Annotated in this window: 17 protein-coding genes; 7 read left to right on the top strand and 10 right to left on the bottom strand. The window is 70.3% G+C overall.

Features of this window, described 5'->3' with window-relative positions; translation table 11 throughout:
• From AC1DXV_RS22405 to ygfZ, 3 genes are all read right to left on the bottom strand, one after another.
• Positions 1-540 (bottom strand): NRDE family protein (locus AC1DXV_RS22405; RefSeq protein ID WP_477935601.1); only part of this gene is annotated, 540 nt, incomplete at its 3' end.
• A complete protein-coding gene (locus tag AC1DXV_RS22400) occupies positions 528-824 on the bottom strand; it encodes a DUF4936 family protein (protein ID WP_477870186.1) in 297 nt (98 codons plus the stop codon). The genes AC1DXV_RS22400 and AC1DXV_RS22405, both read right to left, overlap by 13 nt.
• 62 nt (positions 825-886) lie before the next feature.
• Positions 887-1,807 (bottom strand): CAF17-like 4Fe-4S cluster assembly/insertion protein YgfZ, encoded by a 921-nt coding sequence (ygfZ, locus tag AC1DXV_RS22395; protein ID WP_477870184.1) that lies wholly within the window; start codon positions 1,805-1,807, stop codon positions 887-889.
• Positions 1,808-1,929: 122 nt separating this feature from the next.
• Between ygfZ and mltG the strand changes: the two genes are divergently transcribed.
• From mltG to AC1DXV_RS22360, 7 genes are all read left to right on the top strand, one after another.
• Positions 1,930-2,898, top strand: coding sequence for an endolytic transglycosylase MltG (gene mltG / locus AC1DXV_RS22390; protein WP_477870190.1), 969 nt, complete (start codon positions 1,930-1,932; stop codon positions 2,896-2,898).
• A gap of 13 nt (positions 2,899-2,911) precedes the next feature.
• The gene (tmk, locus tag AC1DXV_RS22385; protein WP_477870182.1) at positions 2,912-3,523 is read left to right on the top strand and encodes a dTMP kinase; all 612 of its coding nucleotides are present in this window, start codon (positions 2,912-2,914) and stop codon (positions 3,521-3,523) included.
• Positions 3,517-4,569, top strand: coding sequence for a DNA polymerase III delta subunit-related protein (locus AC1DXV_RS22380; RefSeq protein WP_477935599.1), 1,053 nt, complete (start codon positions 3,517-3,519; stop codon positions 4,567-4,569). The genes tmk and AC1DXV_RS22380 overlap by 7 nt, the downstream gene beginning before the upstream one ends.
• Positions 4,566-4,952: a PilZ domain-containing protein gene (locus AC1DXV_RS22375; RefSeq protein ID WP_477873001.1), complete on the top strand. Its 387-nt coding sequence runs from the start codon at positions 4,566-4,568 to the stop codon at positions 4,950-4,952. Before AC1DXV_RS22380 ends, AC1DXV_RS22375 begins: the two co-directional genes overlap by 4 nt.
• Before the next feature lie 34 nt (positions 4,953-4,986).
• Positions 4,987-5,778, top strand: a complete 792-nt coding sequence (locus AC1DXV_RS22370; protein WP_477872999.1) for a TatD family hydrolase — start codon at positions 4,987-4,989, stop codon at positions 5,776-5,778.
• A gap of 245 nt (positions 5,779-6,023) precedes the next feature.
• Positions 6,024-6,245, top strand: a complete 222-nt coding sequence (locus AC1DXV_RS22365; protein WP_477872997.1) for a hypothetical protein — start codon at positions 6,024-6,026, stop codon at positions 6,243-6,245.
• A 70-nt stretch (positions 6,246-6,315) separates the two neighbouring features.
• Positions 6,316-7,809 carry a carboxypeptidase M32 gene (locus AC1DXV_RS22360; RefSeq protein ID WP_477872069.1) on the top strand — a complete coding sequence of 498 codons (1,494 nt, stop codon included), beginning with the start codon at positions 6,316-6,318 and terminating at the stop codon, positions 7,807-7,809.
• Positions 7,810-7,821: 12 nt separating this feature from the next.
• Here the strand turns inward: AC1DXV_RS22360 and AC1DXV_RS22355 are convergent, their stop codons facing one another.
• From AC1DXV_RS22355 to AC1DXV_RS22325, 7 genes are all read right to left on the bottom strand, one after another.
• Positions 7,822-8,235 carry a DUF3037 domain-containing protein gene (locus AC1DXV_RS22355; protein WP_477935597.1) on the bottom strand — a complete coding sequence of 138 codons (414 nt, stop codon included), beginning with the start codon at positions 8,233-8,235 and terminating at the stop codon, positions 7,822-7,824.
• Positions 8,213-9,004, bottom strand: coding sequence for a HipA family kinase (locus AC1DXV_RS22350; RefSeq protein ID WP_477872065.1), 792 nt, complete (start codon positions 9,002-9,004; stop codon positions 8,213-8,215). The genes AC1DXV_RS22355 and AC1DXV_RS22350 overlap by 23 nt, the downstream gene beginning before the upstream one ends.
• A 51-nt stretch (positions 9,005-9,055) precedes the next feature.
• Positions 9,056-9,790, bottom strand: coding sequence for an FAD-binding oxidoreductase (locus AC1DXV_RS22345; RefSeq protein ID WP_477935595.1), 735 nt, complete (start codon positions 9,788-9,790; stop codon positions 9,056-9,058).
• A complete protein-coding gene (locus AC1DXV_RS22340) occupies positions 9,787-10,395 on the bottom strand; it encodes a sulfite oxidase-like oxidoreductase (RefSeq protein WP_477869052.1) in 609 nt (202 codons plus the stop codon). Before AC1DXV_RS22340 ends, AC1DXV_RS22345 begins: the two co-directional genes overlap by 4 nt.
• Positions 10,396-10,412: 17 nt before the next feature.
• Positions 10,413-12,944 carry an ATP-binding protein gene (locus AC1DXV_RS22335; RefSeq protein ID WP_477935593.1) on the bottom strand — a complete coding sequence of 844 codons (2,532 nt, stop codon included), beginning with the start codon at positions 12,942-12,944 and terminating at the stop codon, positions 10,413-10,415.
• A gap of 85 nt (positions 12,945-13,029) precedes the next feature.
• Complete coding sequence (locus AC1DXV_RS22330; protein WP_477869056.1) at positions 13,030-13,980, bottom strand: diiron oxygenase; 951 nt, start codon at positions 13,978-13,980, stop codon at positions 13,030-13,032.
• Between the two features lie 183 nt (positions 13,981-14,163).
• Entirely contained in the window at positions 14,164-14,550 is a 387-nt protein-coding gene (locus AC1DXV_RS22325) for a hypothetical protein (RefSeq protein ID WP_477869058.1), read from the bottom strand.
• Positions 14,551-14,652 lie beyond the last annotated feature (102 nt).

Here is a 14,652-nt window from a genome sequence, read left to right as displayed (position 1 = left end):
GCTGCTGAGCGCATCGACGGTGTCGCTCGCCGACAGCGCCGCCTCGACGCGCGACTTCAGCAGGTCGACCTTGGGCCACGGCGCATCGAGCCGGCCGTTCGACAGCCCGAACAGCCCGCGCTCGAGCCGCACCGGGTGCACCTCGTGGTTCGAGGCCCAGAAGCATTCGCCGCGCTGGAAATCGGCCGCCACCAGGTTGAAGCCGTTGTGGCCGGCCAGCGCGGTGCGCATCCAGAAGCGGTCGGTCTGCAGGTCGCCCGCCAGCCAGCGCGGCACGATGTCGCCGCGCGACGGCGCCTGCGGATCCTGGCGCGACGGATCGCGCACGTTGGTGACGAAGGCCAGGCGGCCGGCGGCGGTCAGGCCGAGCCAGGTGCCGCCGGCTTCGAGGTCGCGCCCGCCGAGGATGTCGGGCCGGCCGGCACCCGGCGACCACCAGGCCAGGCGGGCGGTCGGGCGCTTGAAGAATTCGTCGCGGTTCGCTGCAACGACCAGCGGGAAGCGGCGCGACTGATCGATCGCCAGCGCTACGAGGCACATGGCACGAAGCCCTCGGCATGGCGGGGGCCGACGAGCCACGGCGCGAGCGCGGCACCGAGCTGCGCTTCGATCTGCCGCGCGAGCGTGTCGTCGATGCCGTGGGGTGCGAGGGCGTAGGTTTCCATCCAGGTGTGGTGTTCGTCGCGGGAGTCGGGTCGGCGCAGCAGCCGGGCCTGGAGCCCGGGACAGGCCGACTGCACTTGCGCCTGCGCTGCGAGAACCGCGGCCGACAACGCCTCGGCGTCATCGACCTTCGCCCGATAGTAGATGAACAATTCGCGCACGATGCCGCCGCCGATGCGGGTCCGTGAAGTCGTGCCTGGAATGCCCGAGGCGGCCGTGCCGATCAGGCCGTCACGTCGATGTCGACGTCGTAGGGCATCGGCTGGCGCGCGAGCACCGGCCCGTCGGCGGCACCCAGGTGCAGGCTGCCGGCGTCGAGCGCGGCGAGCTTGACCTCGGCCAGCACGCGCTGGCCGGCCGCGTTGACGACGAGTCCCGCCGGCTGGCCGGGATCCGCGCTGTGGAAGATCTCCTGCCCGGCGTGCGCCGGCACGGCGGAGTCGAACAGGAAGCTGCGGCGCTTGATGGTGCCGCGGTACTGGCTGCGCGCGACGATCTCTTGCCCGGGGTAGCAGCCCTTCTTGAAGTCGACGCCGCCGACCAGCTCGAAGTTGAGCATCTGCGGCACGAACTGGTCGACCGTGGCCGCCTCGATGCGCGGCACCGCGCTCGCGACCTCGCCTTCGCGCCAGGCGTCGAGCGACAGCGCCGGCAGGGCAGGGGCCGCGGCGCCGGTGGGGGCGGCCCACAGGTAACGTTCGTGTCCATCGGCATCCGGCAGGCGCACCAGGTGGCCGCCGGCATGTTCGCTGCGCAACCACGGCGCAGGCAGCGCGGCGGCGCCGAGCCACGACCGGGCCGACGGGCCGGCGATGCCGTGCAGCGCGATTTCGGCCGAGGCGTCGCTCAGCTTGCACTGGGCGCGCAGCACGAACATCGACAGGCGCTTCAGCGTCGGCGCCAGCAGGTCGGCGCTGCAGGCGAGCAGCAGCTCGTCGGGCGCCGGCTGCCACACCACGAAGCTCGCCAGCAGCCGGCCCTTTGCCGAGCAGTAGCCGGCCAGCCGGGCGCGGTCGGCGCCGAGCTGCGAGACGTCGCTGGTCAACTGGCCGTGCAGGAAGGACGCGGCGTCGGCGCCGCGGGCGCGGATCACGCCCCAGTCGTTCAGGGTCGCGATGCCGTCGAGGGAGAGGGTTGTGCGCATTGGATACAAGCCGTGCAGAAGTGCCGATTATCATCAGCGCCCGTCATCGGGTCCCGACCGGGGTCTCCGGACCTTCTTCCGACCTTCCCGCCGTGAAATTCCTGCGCCGTCTCGTCCTGCTGATGTTCATGCTGGCCCTCCTCGTCGCCGGCGCTGCGGCCGGTGGCGTGTATTGGTGGCTGCAGCAGCCGCTGCCGCTGAATGCCGAGGCGGTCGAGGTGTCGATCGAGCCCGGCACCTCGCCGCGCGAGGTCGCATTCGCCTGGACGCAGGCCGGCGTGCAGGCCCCGCCGGTCCTGCTGTATGAATGGTTCCGCTGGTCCGGCCAGGCGCGCAAGATCCGCGCCGGCAGCTATGCGATCGTGCGTGGCATCACGCCGCGCGGCCTGCTCGACAAGATGGTGCGTGGCGACGAGGTGCTGTCCACCGTGCGCCTGATCGAAGGCTGGACCTTCCGCCAGTTCCGCGCCGAACTCGCGAAGGCCGAGAACCTGAAGCAGACCACCACCGGCATGACCGATGCGCAGCTGATGGCCGCGATCGGCGCGGCCGGCGTGGCGCCGGAAGGCCGCTTCTATCCCGACACCTACGCCTACAGCAAGGGCGCGAGCGATGTGGCGGTGCTGAAGCGGGCACAGCGCGCGATGCAGCGCCAGCTGGAGCTGGCCTGGGCCGAGCGCGCCGCGAACACGCCGCTGCGCAACGCCGACGAGGCGCTGACGCTGGCGTCGATCGTCGAGAAGGAAACCGGCACGCCGGCCGACCGCAGCCGCGTGGCCGGCGTGTTCACGAACCGGCTGCGCATCGGCATGGCGCTGCAGACCGACCCGACGGTGATCTACGGGCTCGGCGAGAGCTTCGACGGCAACCTGCGCAAGCGCGACCTGACCACCGACGGGCCGTACAACACCTACCTGCGCACCGGCCTGCCGCCGACGCCGATCGCGATGCCGGGGCGCGCCTCGCTGCTCGCCGCAGTGCGGCCCGAAGCCACCAAGGCCTTGTACTTCGTGGCCCGCGGCGACGGCAGCAGCCAGTTCAGCGAGACGCTGGCCGAGCATAATCGCGCGGTCAACCAATACCAGAAGTAGCAGCCCAGTGCCCGTGCGCGGACGATTCATCACCTTCGAAGGCATCGACGGCGCCGGCAAATCCACGCACATCGACGCGCTGGCCGAGCACCTGCGGCAGGCCGGCCAGCCGGTCGTGCTGACCCGCGAGCCAGGCGGCACGCCGCTGGCCGAGCAACTGCGCGAGCTGCTGCTGCACTCGCCGATGGATCCGCTGACCGAGGCGCTGCTGGTGTTCGGTGCGCGCCGCGATCACCTGGCGCAGGTGATCGAGCCGGCGCTGGCCGCCGGCCGCACCGTGCTGTGCGATCGCTTCACCGATGCGAGCTTCGCCTACCAGGGCGGCGGCCGCGGCTTCGATGCCGGCGTGCTGTCCACGCTGGAAGGCTGGGTGCACCGCGACCTGCAGCCCGACCTGACCTTCTGGTTCGACCTGCCCGCCGCGGTGGCGGCCGAACGCCGAGCCGCGGTGCGCGCGCCGGACCGTTTCGAGCAGCAGGACCTCGCGTTCTTCGAGCGCGTGCGTGCCGGCTACGAGGCGCGCCACCGGGCGGCGCCGCATCGCATCGTTCGCATCGAGGCCGCCGCACCGCGCGAGCAGGTCTGGCAGCAGGTTCTCGCCACCCTGGAGCAGTACCCGTGGTAGATCCCGAAGGAAAGCTGCCGTTGCCCTGGCTGGCAGCGGCGCTCGATGAAGCCTTGCGCACGCAGCGCGGCCATGCCTTATTGATCCACGGGCCGCAGGGCATCGGCCAGTTCGAGCTCGGGCTGACGCTCGCGCAATCGTGGCTGTGCGAGGCCGCGCCGGTCGGGCCACCCAGGCCGGCCTGCGGGCGTTGTGCCAGCTGCCACCTGGTGCAGGCGCGCTCGCATCCCGACCTGCTGGTGCTGCTGCCCGAGGCGCTGCGCGAATCGCTGGGCTGGGACGCCGCGGAAGAGGGCGGCGACAGCGAGGCCAAGGCCTCGAAGGCCAAGCCGAGCAAGGAGCTGAAGGTCGAGGCGATCCGCGGTGCGGTCAATTTCGCGCAGACCACCTCGGCGCGCGGGCGTGCCAAGGTGGTGCTGCTGCACCCGGCGGAGCGCATGAACGGCATCTCGGCCAACACGCTGCTGAAGACGCTGGAAGAGCCGCCCGGGCAGGCGCGCTTCATCCTCAGCAGCGGCTCGCCCGATGCGTTGCTGCCGACCATCCGCAGCCGCTGCCAGGCGCTGCCGCTGGCGCTGCCGCCCACCGAGCTGGCCACCCGCTGGCTCGCCGAGCACAAGGTGGCGCAACCCGAGGTGCTGCTCGCCGCGGCCGGCGGCCAGCCGCTGCAGGCGCTCGAATGGGCGCAGGACGGCGTCGATGCGGTGGCGTGGCTGCGCCTGCCGAAGCAGCTCGCCGCCGGCGATGCGGGCCAGCTCGGCGCGTGGCCGCTGCCGCGGCTGCTGGAGGCGATGCACAAGCTCTGCCATGACGCGCTGTGCCTGGCCTGCGGCGCGCCGCCGCGCTACTTTCCGCCGGCCTCGCTGCCCGCCGCGATGCCGCTGTACGGCCTGACGCGCTGGGCGTCGGCGCTGTCCACCGCGAGCCGGCACGGCGAGCACCCGTGGAATCAGCCGGTGATGGTGGAATCCTTGGTGCAACAGGCGCGCGAGGCACTCGCTCCGGCGCGCCATGTCAAGGGTCCTTCGGTACACTCGGCCCGATGAGCGATTCCTCTGCCACTCCTTCCCGCGCAGTTGCACCCGCCGCCTCGCGGCCGAGCGTCATCCAGCTGGTCTTTCGCGAAAAGGGCGCGCTGTACGCCGCCTTCATCCCGCTGTTCAGCGAGGGCGGGCTGTTCGTGCCGACCACGCGCGAGTACAAGCTCGGCGAGGACATCTACCTGCTGCTGTCGCTGCCGGACGATCCGCAGCGCTACCCGGTTGCCGGCAAGGTGTCGTGGATCACGCCGGCCAATGCCTCGGGCGGCCGCACCCAGGGCGTCGGCGTGCGGTTCCCGACCGACGAGAAGACCCGCGTGCTGAAGCTGAAGATCGAAGAAATCCTCGGCACCTCCATCCAATCCGCCAAGCCGACGCAGACGATCTGATCCCGTCTGCCGCGCCGCGCGCTGCATCGCTTCCATGTTCGTCGACTCCCACTGCCACCTGAGCTTTCCCGAGCTGCGCGCTCGCCTGGACGAGATCCGCGCCGAGATGGCCGCCGCGCAGGTCGACCGCGCGCTGTGCATCTGCACGACCCTCGAGGAGTTCGACGGCGTGCAGGCGCTGGCGGCGGAGCACGACAATTTCTGGGCCTCGGTCGGCGTGCACCCCGACAACGAGGACGTGCTGGAGCCGAGCGTCGAGACGCTGGTGGCGCTGAGCCGGCGCGACAAGGTGGTCGCGATCGGCGAGACCGGCCTCGACTACTACCGACTCAACGGCCGCAGCATCGCCGACATGGAGTGGCAGCGCGAGCGCTTCCGGGTGCACATCCGCGCCGGGCTCGAGCGCGACCTGCCGCTCGTGATCCACACCCGCAGCGCGTCGGACGACACCGTCGCGCTGCTGAAGGAGCAGGGCGCCGGCCGCTCGCGCGGCGTGTTCCATTGCTTCACCGAGACGATGGCCGTGGCGCGCGATGCGCTCGACCTCGGCTTCCTGATCTCGTTCTCCGGCATCCTGACCTTCAAGAGCGCCGTCGAGCTGAAGGAGGTGGCGCGCTACGTGCCGCTGGACCGCTGCCTGATCGAGACCGACAGCCCGTACCTGGCGCCCGTGCCGTACCGCGGCAAGACCAACACGCCGGCGTACGTGCCTTACGTCGCGAAGCAGATCGCCGAGCTGAAGGGCTGTACCGTCGAGGAGGTCGCGGCGCAGACCAGCCGGAATTTCGAAGCGCTGTTCCGTTTGCCCGAACCTGCCGGAATGTAAGCAATCGGATCTCAAGAATTGCTTTAGGTAACCCATTCAATTCATTGATCTGCAACGACAAATATGATTTCATACGGAACTGGATCACCGGCTTCCGCATGCCATCCCCGACAGCCCAGCGACAGCCCGCCGACAGACTTGTCAGGGTTCTTCTGACCCCTCGTTTGGAGCGGTACCGACTACGAGGAAGAGGATGCGGCGCCTACAGTGACTCCATCGACACACCCGTTCACTGGAGCGTCACCATGCAGAGCACCGACAGCACCGAGATCGTTGGCAACCCCTTCGTTCTCATGATGAATCCGGCCGAAGTGTTCCAGGCGATGGAGCGCTCCGAGCGCCTGGACCGCCTGCAGCGCCGCATCTGCCGCCCGCTGGACAAGCCGCTGATCCCGCGCGTCGAATCCGACATCAACGCCTACGATCACCTGATCGACGCCGAGCCGGAAAGCGACTCGGCCGACTGATTTCTTCGGGGTCCGGATTCGTCAGGCCGGCACCGCCTGACGTAGCATCGATGCACTACGCATCGATGACATGACTGCCAAGACACCCGCCTATGACGCGCTGGCCGCCCTGAGCCAGCGCCTTCACCACTTCGATCACCTTCGCGCCATCGCCGGCTGGGACCAGGCGGCGATGATGCCGCCCAAGGGCAACGATGCCCGGGCCGCCGCGGTGGCCGAGCTTTCTGCGCTGATGCATCGGTTGCGCACCGATCCATCGACCGCCGGCGACATCGAGCGCGCCGGGCAGGAACCGCTCGACGATTTCCAGCGCGCCAACCTGCGCGAGATCCAGCGCGAATGGCGGCTCGCCAATGCGCTGCCCGAATCGCTGGTGCAGGCGCGCTCGCTGGCCACCGCGCGCTGCGAACACGCCTGGCGCACACAGAGGCCGGCCAACCACTGGGCCGGCTTCGTCGTCAATTTCCGCGAGGTGCTGCGCGTCGGCCGCGAAGAAGCCCGGCTGCTGTCGGAGCAGACCGGCCTGTCGAAGTACGACGCGCTGATGGACCGCTACGAACCCGGCATGACCAGCGCCGAGGTCGACCGCGTCTTCGGTGACCTGCGGCAATGGCTGCCCGGCCTGATCGCCCAGGTGCGCGACCGCCAGTCGCGCGAAACCTGCCTCGAGCCGGTGGGCCCGTTCCCCGTCGAGCAGCAGCGCCGGTTGTGCGAGGCCGTGATGCACCTGCTGGACTTCGATTTCGAGGCCGGCCGGCTCGACACCAGCGCCCACCCGTTCTCCGGCGGCGTGCCAGAAGACGTGCGCCTGACCACCCGCTACCGCGAAGACGGCTTCCTGCAAAGCCTGATGGGCACCATCCACGAGACCGGCCACGGCCGCTACGAGCAGAACCGCCCGCGCAGCTGGCTCGGCCAGCCGGTGTCCAGTGCGCGCTCGATGGCCCTGCATGAGAGCCAGAGCCTGAGTTTCGAGATGCAACTCGGCTGCAGCCGCGGCTTCACGCAGTTGCTGGCGCCGATGCTGGCCACGCATTTCGGTGCGCAACCGGCCTTTGCACCCGACAACCTCTACCGCCTGGTCACGCGCGTGAACCCGGGCTTCATCCGCGTCGATGCCGACGAGGTGACCTACCCGGCCCACGTGATCCTGCGCTACCGGATCGAGCGTGCGTTGATCGAAGGCGAGATCGAGCCGGAAGACATTCCCGGCCTGTGGGACGCCGGCATGATGGAACTGCTGGGCGTCGACACCCGCGGCAACTTCACCAACGGCCCGCTGCAGGACGTGCACTGGCCCGACGGCCTGTTCGGCTATTTCCCGTGCTACACGCTGGGCGCGATGTACGCGGCGCAGTGGTTCGCGACCCTGCGCGGCCAGCACCCGGACCTGGATTCACGCATCGCCGCCGGCGACCTGTCACCGGTGTTCGACTGGCTGCGCGAGAACGTGTGGCAGCAGGCGAGCCGCTGGACGACGGCCGAACTCGCGGTGCGCGCGAGCGGCGAGCCGCTGAACCCGCTGCACTTCCGCCGGCACCTCGAAAACCGCTACCTGGGCTGATCCGCCGGCCGATCAGGCAGGGCGGCGCGGCCGCACCATCGCATCGAGCAGCCGCTCCAGCGCGCCCGGCAGGTCGCGGCAGCGGCCGGTGTGCACCGGCGAGGTCTGGATCGCCGTGCTGCGCGGCGCGACCAGCCAGTCGAACCGCTCGCGCGGCAGCAGCCGGCCGAGCGCACCCGCCTCGGCGCCGCCGCGGCAGATCGCCGGGATCGCGGCCAGCGAGGCGCGGATGGCGGCCAGGTCCAGGCCCGGGTCCAGCGCCAGCAGGCGGGCCTCGTCGACCTCGATGCCGGCCTGCAGGAAGCCCGACGGCGCGCACGAGACGATCGCCCCGACGTTGATGAACTCGCCGCGCTCGACCCGCGGCACCACGCGGACGATCGCGTAGTCGTAGGTGCAGAGGTCAGCGGAGCTGGGAGCGGGCACGGATCGCCTCCTCGACAAAAACGTTCGACGACGCCAGCCGGCGCGCCAGGTAATCGGCATAGGCCTGGCGGTGCGCGGCAGGGTCGGCGAAGACCTCGGGCTCGTCGAGCCACGCATCGGGGATCAGCGCGACGATGTCGGCGATGGCCTTCGGCGTGATCGCCTCGCGCATGCGCGCATCGGCCTCGGGCAGCGCGGCGGCGAACGGCAGCAGCACATGGTCGCGCACCAGCGCAAAAGGGCTGGCGGCGCGGTCGAGGTGGCCATCCCACGCGTGATGGAAATACAGCGCCGCGCCATGGTCGATCAGCCACAGCCGGCGGTGCCACATCAGCAGGTTGCTGTTGCGCGGCGTGCGGTCGACGTTGGTGACGAAAGCGTCGTGCCAGACGATGGCCGATGCGATGTCGGCGGCCGGCTGGTCGGCCAGCGGGTCGAAGGTGACGGAGCCGGGCAGGTAGTCGAGCGCGAGGTTCAGGCCGGCGCTGGCACGGATCAGGTCCTGGATCTCGGGGTCGGGCTCGGTGCGGGCGAGTTCGGCCTCGAGCTCGACCAGCACGATCTCGGGCACCGCGAGGCCGGCCACGCGCGCCAGCTCGCCGCACACCAGCTCGGCGATCAGCGCCTTCGGGCCCTGGCCGGCGCCGCGGAACTTGAGCACGTACAGGCCCTGGTCATCGGCCTCGATGATCGCGGGCAGCGAGCCGCCTTCGCGCAGCGGCGTGACGTAGCGGTGGGCGCAGACGGTGCGCAGGGTGGGGCGGGGCATCGGCGGATTGTCGCCGGAGATGATGCCTCTCGTCCGGCGCTCGGCCCGGGCTCAGGCCCCGCCGTAGCGCTCGGTGCGTATCGTCGAGGCGTCGATGCCGGCCGCTCGCAGCCCCGAGGCGATGGCCTCGACGAACGGCGTCGCGCCGCAGACGAATGACGCCGCGGGCGCGTGCCCCCAGCCGGCCAGCGCTTCGCGCAGCAGCGCGTCGTCCAGCCGGCGATCGAGGTCGCCGGGCCGGCGGCGCGGCTCGCGCGTCGTGATGAAGACCAGCCGCAGCGACGGATCGTCGCCCGCCATCGCGGCCAGTTCATCGGCACAGATCAGTTCCTCGTGCCGGCGTGCCGAGTACAGCAGCAGCGTCGGCAGGCCGCGGCCGGCCTGGTGCCGCAGCCGCAGCATCGCCAGCAGCGGGACGACGCCGGAGCCGCCGCCCACCAGCAGCAAGGGACCGCCGTCGGCCGGCTGCCACACGAAGTGCCCGCCGATCGGGCCGCGCGCCTCGAGTGCGTCGCCGGCCTGGGCTGCTTCGTGGAACCAGGGCGAGACCTCGCCGGCGTCGAGCCGCTCGACCATCAGCTCGACCCGTGCCGCACCCGGCACCGACGCGATCGAGTAGCTGCGCTGCGCCTGGTAGCCATCGGGCGCCGTCAGCCGCAGGTCCAGGTGCTGGCCGGCATGCTGCGCGGCCAGCTGCAGGCGCAGGAACACGCTGGCCACCCGCGGCGTGCGGGGCCGGACCTCGTCGATCACCACGTCGCTCCAGTCCACGTGCCAGCCCCTCACGGATCGTTCGTGTAGCGCTGCTCGCGCCACGGATCGCCGCGCATGTGATAGCCGCGCAGCTCCCAGAATCCGGCCTCGTCGCGGGCGGTGAAGCGCAGGCCCTTGAGCCATTTCGCGCTCTTCCAGAAATACAGGTGCGGCACCAGCAGCCGGGCCGGGCCGCCGTGCTCGGGCGCGAGCGGGGCGCCGCCGAAGCGCGTCGCGACCATCGCCTGCCCGTTGGCGAGGTCGGCCATCGGCACGTTGGTGTCGTAGTCGTCGAACGAGCGCGCCAGCACCCAGGGCGTGGGCGCCTCGATGCCGGCGGCGCGCAGCAGGTCGTCGACGGTGACGCCCTGCCATTCGGTGTCGAACTTCGACCAGGTGGTCACGCAATGGATGTCGCCGCGCCAGGTGGTCTGGGGCAGGGCGTTGAACTCGTCCCAGGACCAGCTGGCCAACGGCCGCGGGCCGTCGTGCAGCGTGAAGCGCCAGTCGGCCAGCGGCACCTCGGGCGTCGGGCCGTACGACAGCACCGGGAAGTCGTCGGTGAGGTGCTGGCCGGGTGGCAGCCGCTTCGCCACGTCGATGGCCGGGCGGCGGCCGAAGAATCCGCGGGTTGCCATGTGAATCTCCTTCTTGACTACAAGCCTCGCACGTCCGATTCGACGCGTGCAAGTTCCGCGCCGATCTCGTCGAGCGCCGCGCCCAGGTCGCCGCTCGTGCCGGTGTGCACGCTGTCGGCCAGTGCCATCGACAGCGTGGCCAGCCGCTCGGCGCCGAGTTGCCGCCCCGAGGTGGCCAGCGCATGCGCGGCGCGCTTCAGCTCGGTCCACTGCACCGGTTCGGCGGCCGCCGCGCGCATCTGCTGCATCAGCCGCGGCGCCTCGCCGAGGAAGGTCGAGGTGACCGAATGCAGCAGGTCGTGCATGCCCGGCCGCTGCCGGGCCCGCAGTTCGGCCAGGGCCTGCGGCGCCAGGCGCGGCGGCGCGCTGAGCCAGCGCTGCAGCACATGCTCGATCACGTCGCGGGTGAAGGGCTTCGCGATGTAGTCGTTCATGCCGGCGGCGAGGCAGTCTTCGCGGTCGCCGGCCATCGCATTGGCGGTCAGCGCGATGATCGGCAGCTCGCGCTCGCCCTGGGCCCGGATGCGGCGGGTCGCCTCCAGCCCGTCGATGCCCGGCATCTGGCAGTCCATCAGCACGGCGTCGTAGACGCGCTCGCGGCAGCGGGCGATGGCCTGCAGCCCATCGGTCGCGCGGTCGACCTGCAGGTTCAGCGATTCGAGCATCGCCGCCGCGACCTCCATGTTCACCGGGTTGTCTTCGGCCAGCAGCACGCGGCGGCCGGACAGCGGCGTGCTGCCGGCGCTCGGTGCGGCCGGCCGCTCGCGGGACGCCGGCACGCCCTGCGCCGTGGCGAACGGGATGCGCACGAAGAAGGTGGAGCCGTGCCCCTTGGCGCTGTCGACCGCGATCGTTCCGCCCATCAGCGTGACGAGTTGCCGCGTGATCGCGAGCCCGAGCCCCGTGCCGCCGTAGCGGCGGGTCATCGAGCCGTCGGCCTGCGTGAAGGGCTGGAAGAGCAGGGCGCGGGCCGCGTCGTCCATGCCGATGCCGGTGTCGCTCACGCAGAACTCGATGCGCGGCCCGGGCGCCGCGCCGGCATCGAGCGCGCCGAGCTTCAGCTCGATCTGGCCCTGCTCGGTGAACTTGACCGCATTGCTCAGCAAGTTGGCGAGCACCTGGCGCAGCCGCATCGGGTCGCCGCGCACCACCTGCGGCACGCCATGGCCGATCTCGACGGACAGCGCCACCCCTTTGCGGCGGGTCGCCGCGGCATGCAGCCCGAGCTCGTCGTGCACCAGCGCGGACAGGTCGAAATCGATCGCCTCGAGCTCGACCTTGCCGGCCTCGATCTTGGACACGTCGAGGATGTCGTTGATCAGGTGCAGCATCGTCTCGCCGGAGCCGTAGGCGGCGGTCGCGAGGTCGCGCTGGCGGGCCGTCAGCTCGGTCTGCAGCAACAGCTCGGTCATGCCGAGCACGCCGTTCATCGGCGTGCGGATCTCGTGGCTCATGTTGGCCAGGAAGGCGGATTTCGCGCGGCTCGCGCTTTCAGCGGCGGAGCGGGCGCGCTCGAGCTCGCTCAGCATCTGGTCGCGCCGCTCCAGCAGGCGATAGACCGACAGCGTGAGCCACAGCAGCAGGGCGTTCATCGCGAGCGCCACCGACACGACCAGCCAGTTGGTGCGGCGCCAGTGCGCCAGCACGACGGTCTCGGTGGCGATGATGCTGACCACCATCGGGTAGGCCTGCGACACGGCCGGCGCGACGATGCGCAGCCGCGAATCGCTCGGGTCGGTGGGGCGCGGGTCGTTGAAGACCGCGGTGCCGCCGATCTGCGCCCCCTCGGCCAGCGCGCGCAGCGACCCACTGCCCTTGATGACCTGGCCCATGAAATCCTCGCGCGGCGGGTGGCGCGCCAGCAACGTGGCGTCGCCGCGCAGCAGCGCCAGCGAGACGTCGCCCTGCTCGAAGTTCATCGAGCGGTAGAAGCGCTCGAAATACTCGCTCTCGATGCCGACCTGCGCGACGCCGATCATGCGGCCCTGCGGATTGCGCAGCTTGCGCACGAGATAGAAGGTCCAGCGGCCGTTGCCGCGGTTCTTGACCGGCTCGGACAGGAAGACCTCCAGCGACGGGTTGGACAGGTGGGTCTTCAGGTAGTCGCGGTCGGACACGTTGATGTCGGGCGGCGGGTAGCCGCGCGAGAAATTGACGATGTCGCCGGCGGTGGTCGCGATCGAGATCACGTCGATCTGTGGCAGGTCCTTCTGGCGCTCGCGCATCATGTCGAACACCGATTGCCGGCCGGCGATGCGCCGCAGCGCGCCCTCGTCGATCGGCTCGGACTTGTTGATCTCGTCGATCACGCGGCCGAGGACGGCATCGGCCGCGGCGAGCGTCTGGTCGGCATGGCGCACCGCCAGCGTCGAGAGCTTGGAGAGAAACAGCCGCCAGTCGTCGAGGGCGTCCTGGCGGCTGCGCCAGCTGATGAAACCGGCGGCCGACAGCGTCAGCACCATCACCAGCAGCCCCACGACCAGCACCGACTGGCTGCGGCGCAGGCCGGGCCGGCGCGGGGCGAGGGCGCTCGCTCCCGAGCCTGCCACTGCATGCGGAACTGCCGGACCCGCCTGATGCCCCTTCCTCATCAGCGGATGATGCCGCGTTTTGCCATCGGCAGGCGCAGGGGAATCAGCCGATCAGCGGTGTGAGTGCATGGGTCACGCGGTTCATCTGCGCCTCGGTGAGCAGGCCGGTGAGCAGCTGGAAGAAGCGGGGCTGCTCGATGCCGGAGACGATGTACTGCCAGCGGTAGGCCCGCAGCATCACGGTGTGCAGCTGGTCCAGTTGCTCCGGCGAGCGCGGGCCGAGCAGGTGGATGAAGTACCGGACGTCGGACCTGCTCTGCGCACGCAGCAGCCCGTCGATGGCGAGCATCAGCGCGATCAGGTCGTCGACCGCCGCATCGCGCTGGGCCGGCGTCAGCCTGGCGTCTTCCCGCTGCCATTCGATCTCGTCGAGCACCGCGTGCTGGGATTCCTCTTTCCAGTGGAAGCGGAACACGTCCCTGAACAGTTCGGACAGCTCGGGATCGGGATGGATGCTGCGCTGGTAGTGCGTCTGCGTGAAGAGCTCGATGTGGCAGGTCAGCGCCAGCACCGCCCAGGTCGATTTGCTGAGCACCAGGCGGGCAACGGGGTCGGCCTCGGGCACGAACTGGTAGCCGGGCGCCATGCCGGTGGCCATCAGGTGCTCGAGCCGCCGGAACAGCGCCTGGTGCTTCAGCTCTTCGTCGCTGAATCGGATCAGCGCCTCGAGGGCGAGCTGGTCGCCGAACCAGTACTCGCGGCTCACGTCGAGCAGCTTGGCATTGATGAAGCGCTCGACCATGCCGAACATGTTGGCGTAGGTGCGGCCCTGGATCTGGCTGAGCAGCCGTTTCTCGGCGCTGCTGCAGCCGTGCAGCCGGTCGAGCTGCGTCAGCCCGTCGGGCAGGAACTTCTGGTCGAAATCGAAGCTGCGGCTGCGGATGACGTCGCGGTCGATGTCCCAGCGCACGCGCTTCGAGAGCTCGATGCAGCGGGCGTAGCGGGCGGTGGTTTCGGGATCGGTGACTTCGGGAACGGTGGCTTCAGTGCTCATGATCAGTCCTCCTGAATGTGTGTGCGGATCGGTGGAGCACCGGCGACCCTAGCCACCACAAGAGGAGAAATTGTGCAGTTCACCCTGTTCGCAGCAGGCTCGGCGTATTGCAAACCGCGCTGCAAACGATGCCAGGCAGAGCACGCAGCGCGCGACGGCGCTGCGGCTGCTGCCGGGCAAGGCTCAGGCCGTGCCCGCGCCGGCCGCGCGTTGCGGCAGGGTGGGACCGGTTTTCGGTCGTCGCCGGCCGACGCGCGCTCGCATCACCGGCGTCGAGAGCGGCGCCCTGACGGCCGCGGCGGCGACCTGGATCGGCTGTGCGAGCCACGCGGGTGCCTGCCAGTCGCCGAACCAGACGGGTGCGGGCTGTGCGGTCGCACGCGGCGTCAACTGCTCGTCGACGATGCGCCCGAGCTTCATCAGCAAGGCGCGCGCGTAGTCGGCCTCGTCGGCGACGAGGTGCTGCAGTTCATCGCGGATCTGCATCACCTGCAGCCGCAGCTGCTGCACCGGCGCGACAGGGGCGTGGCGTTCGATCGCCTCGAGGTGCTCATGGGTCAATCGAGTCATGGATGAGGGCCCTCCGGGTTGGAATGGTTGGGTTCGTTGGCAACACGCGATTACCTTTCAGTGCTTGCGGCGCGGACGCGGCCGTGGCAGCAGTGTCCGGTC

This window comes from Rhizobacter sp. P3_C12 (genome assembly GCF_056402735.1).
This window is presented reverse-complemented; position numbering and strand designations above follow the sequence as displayed.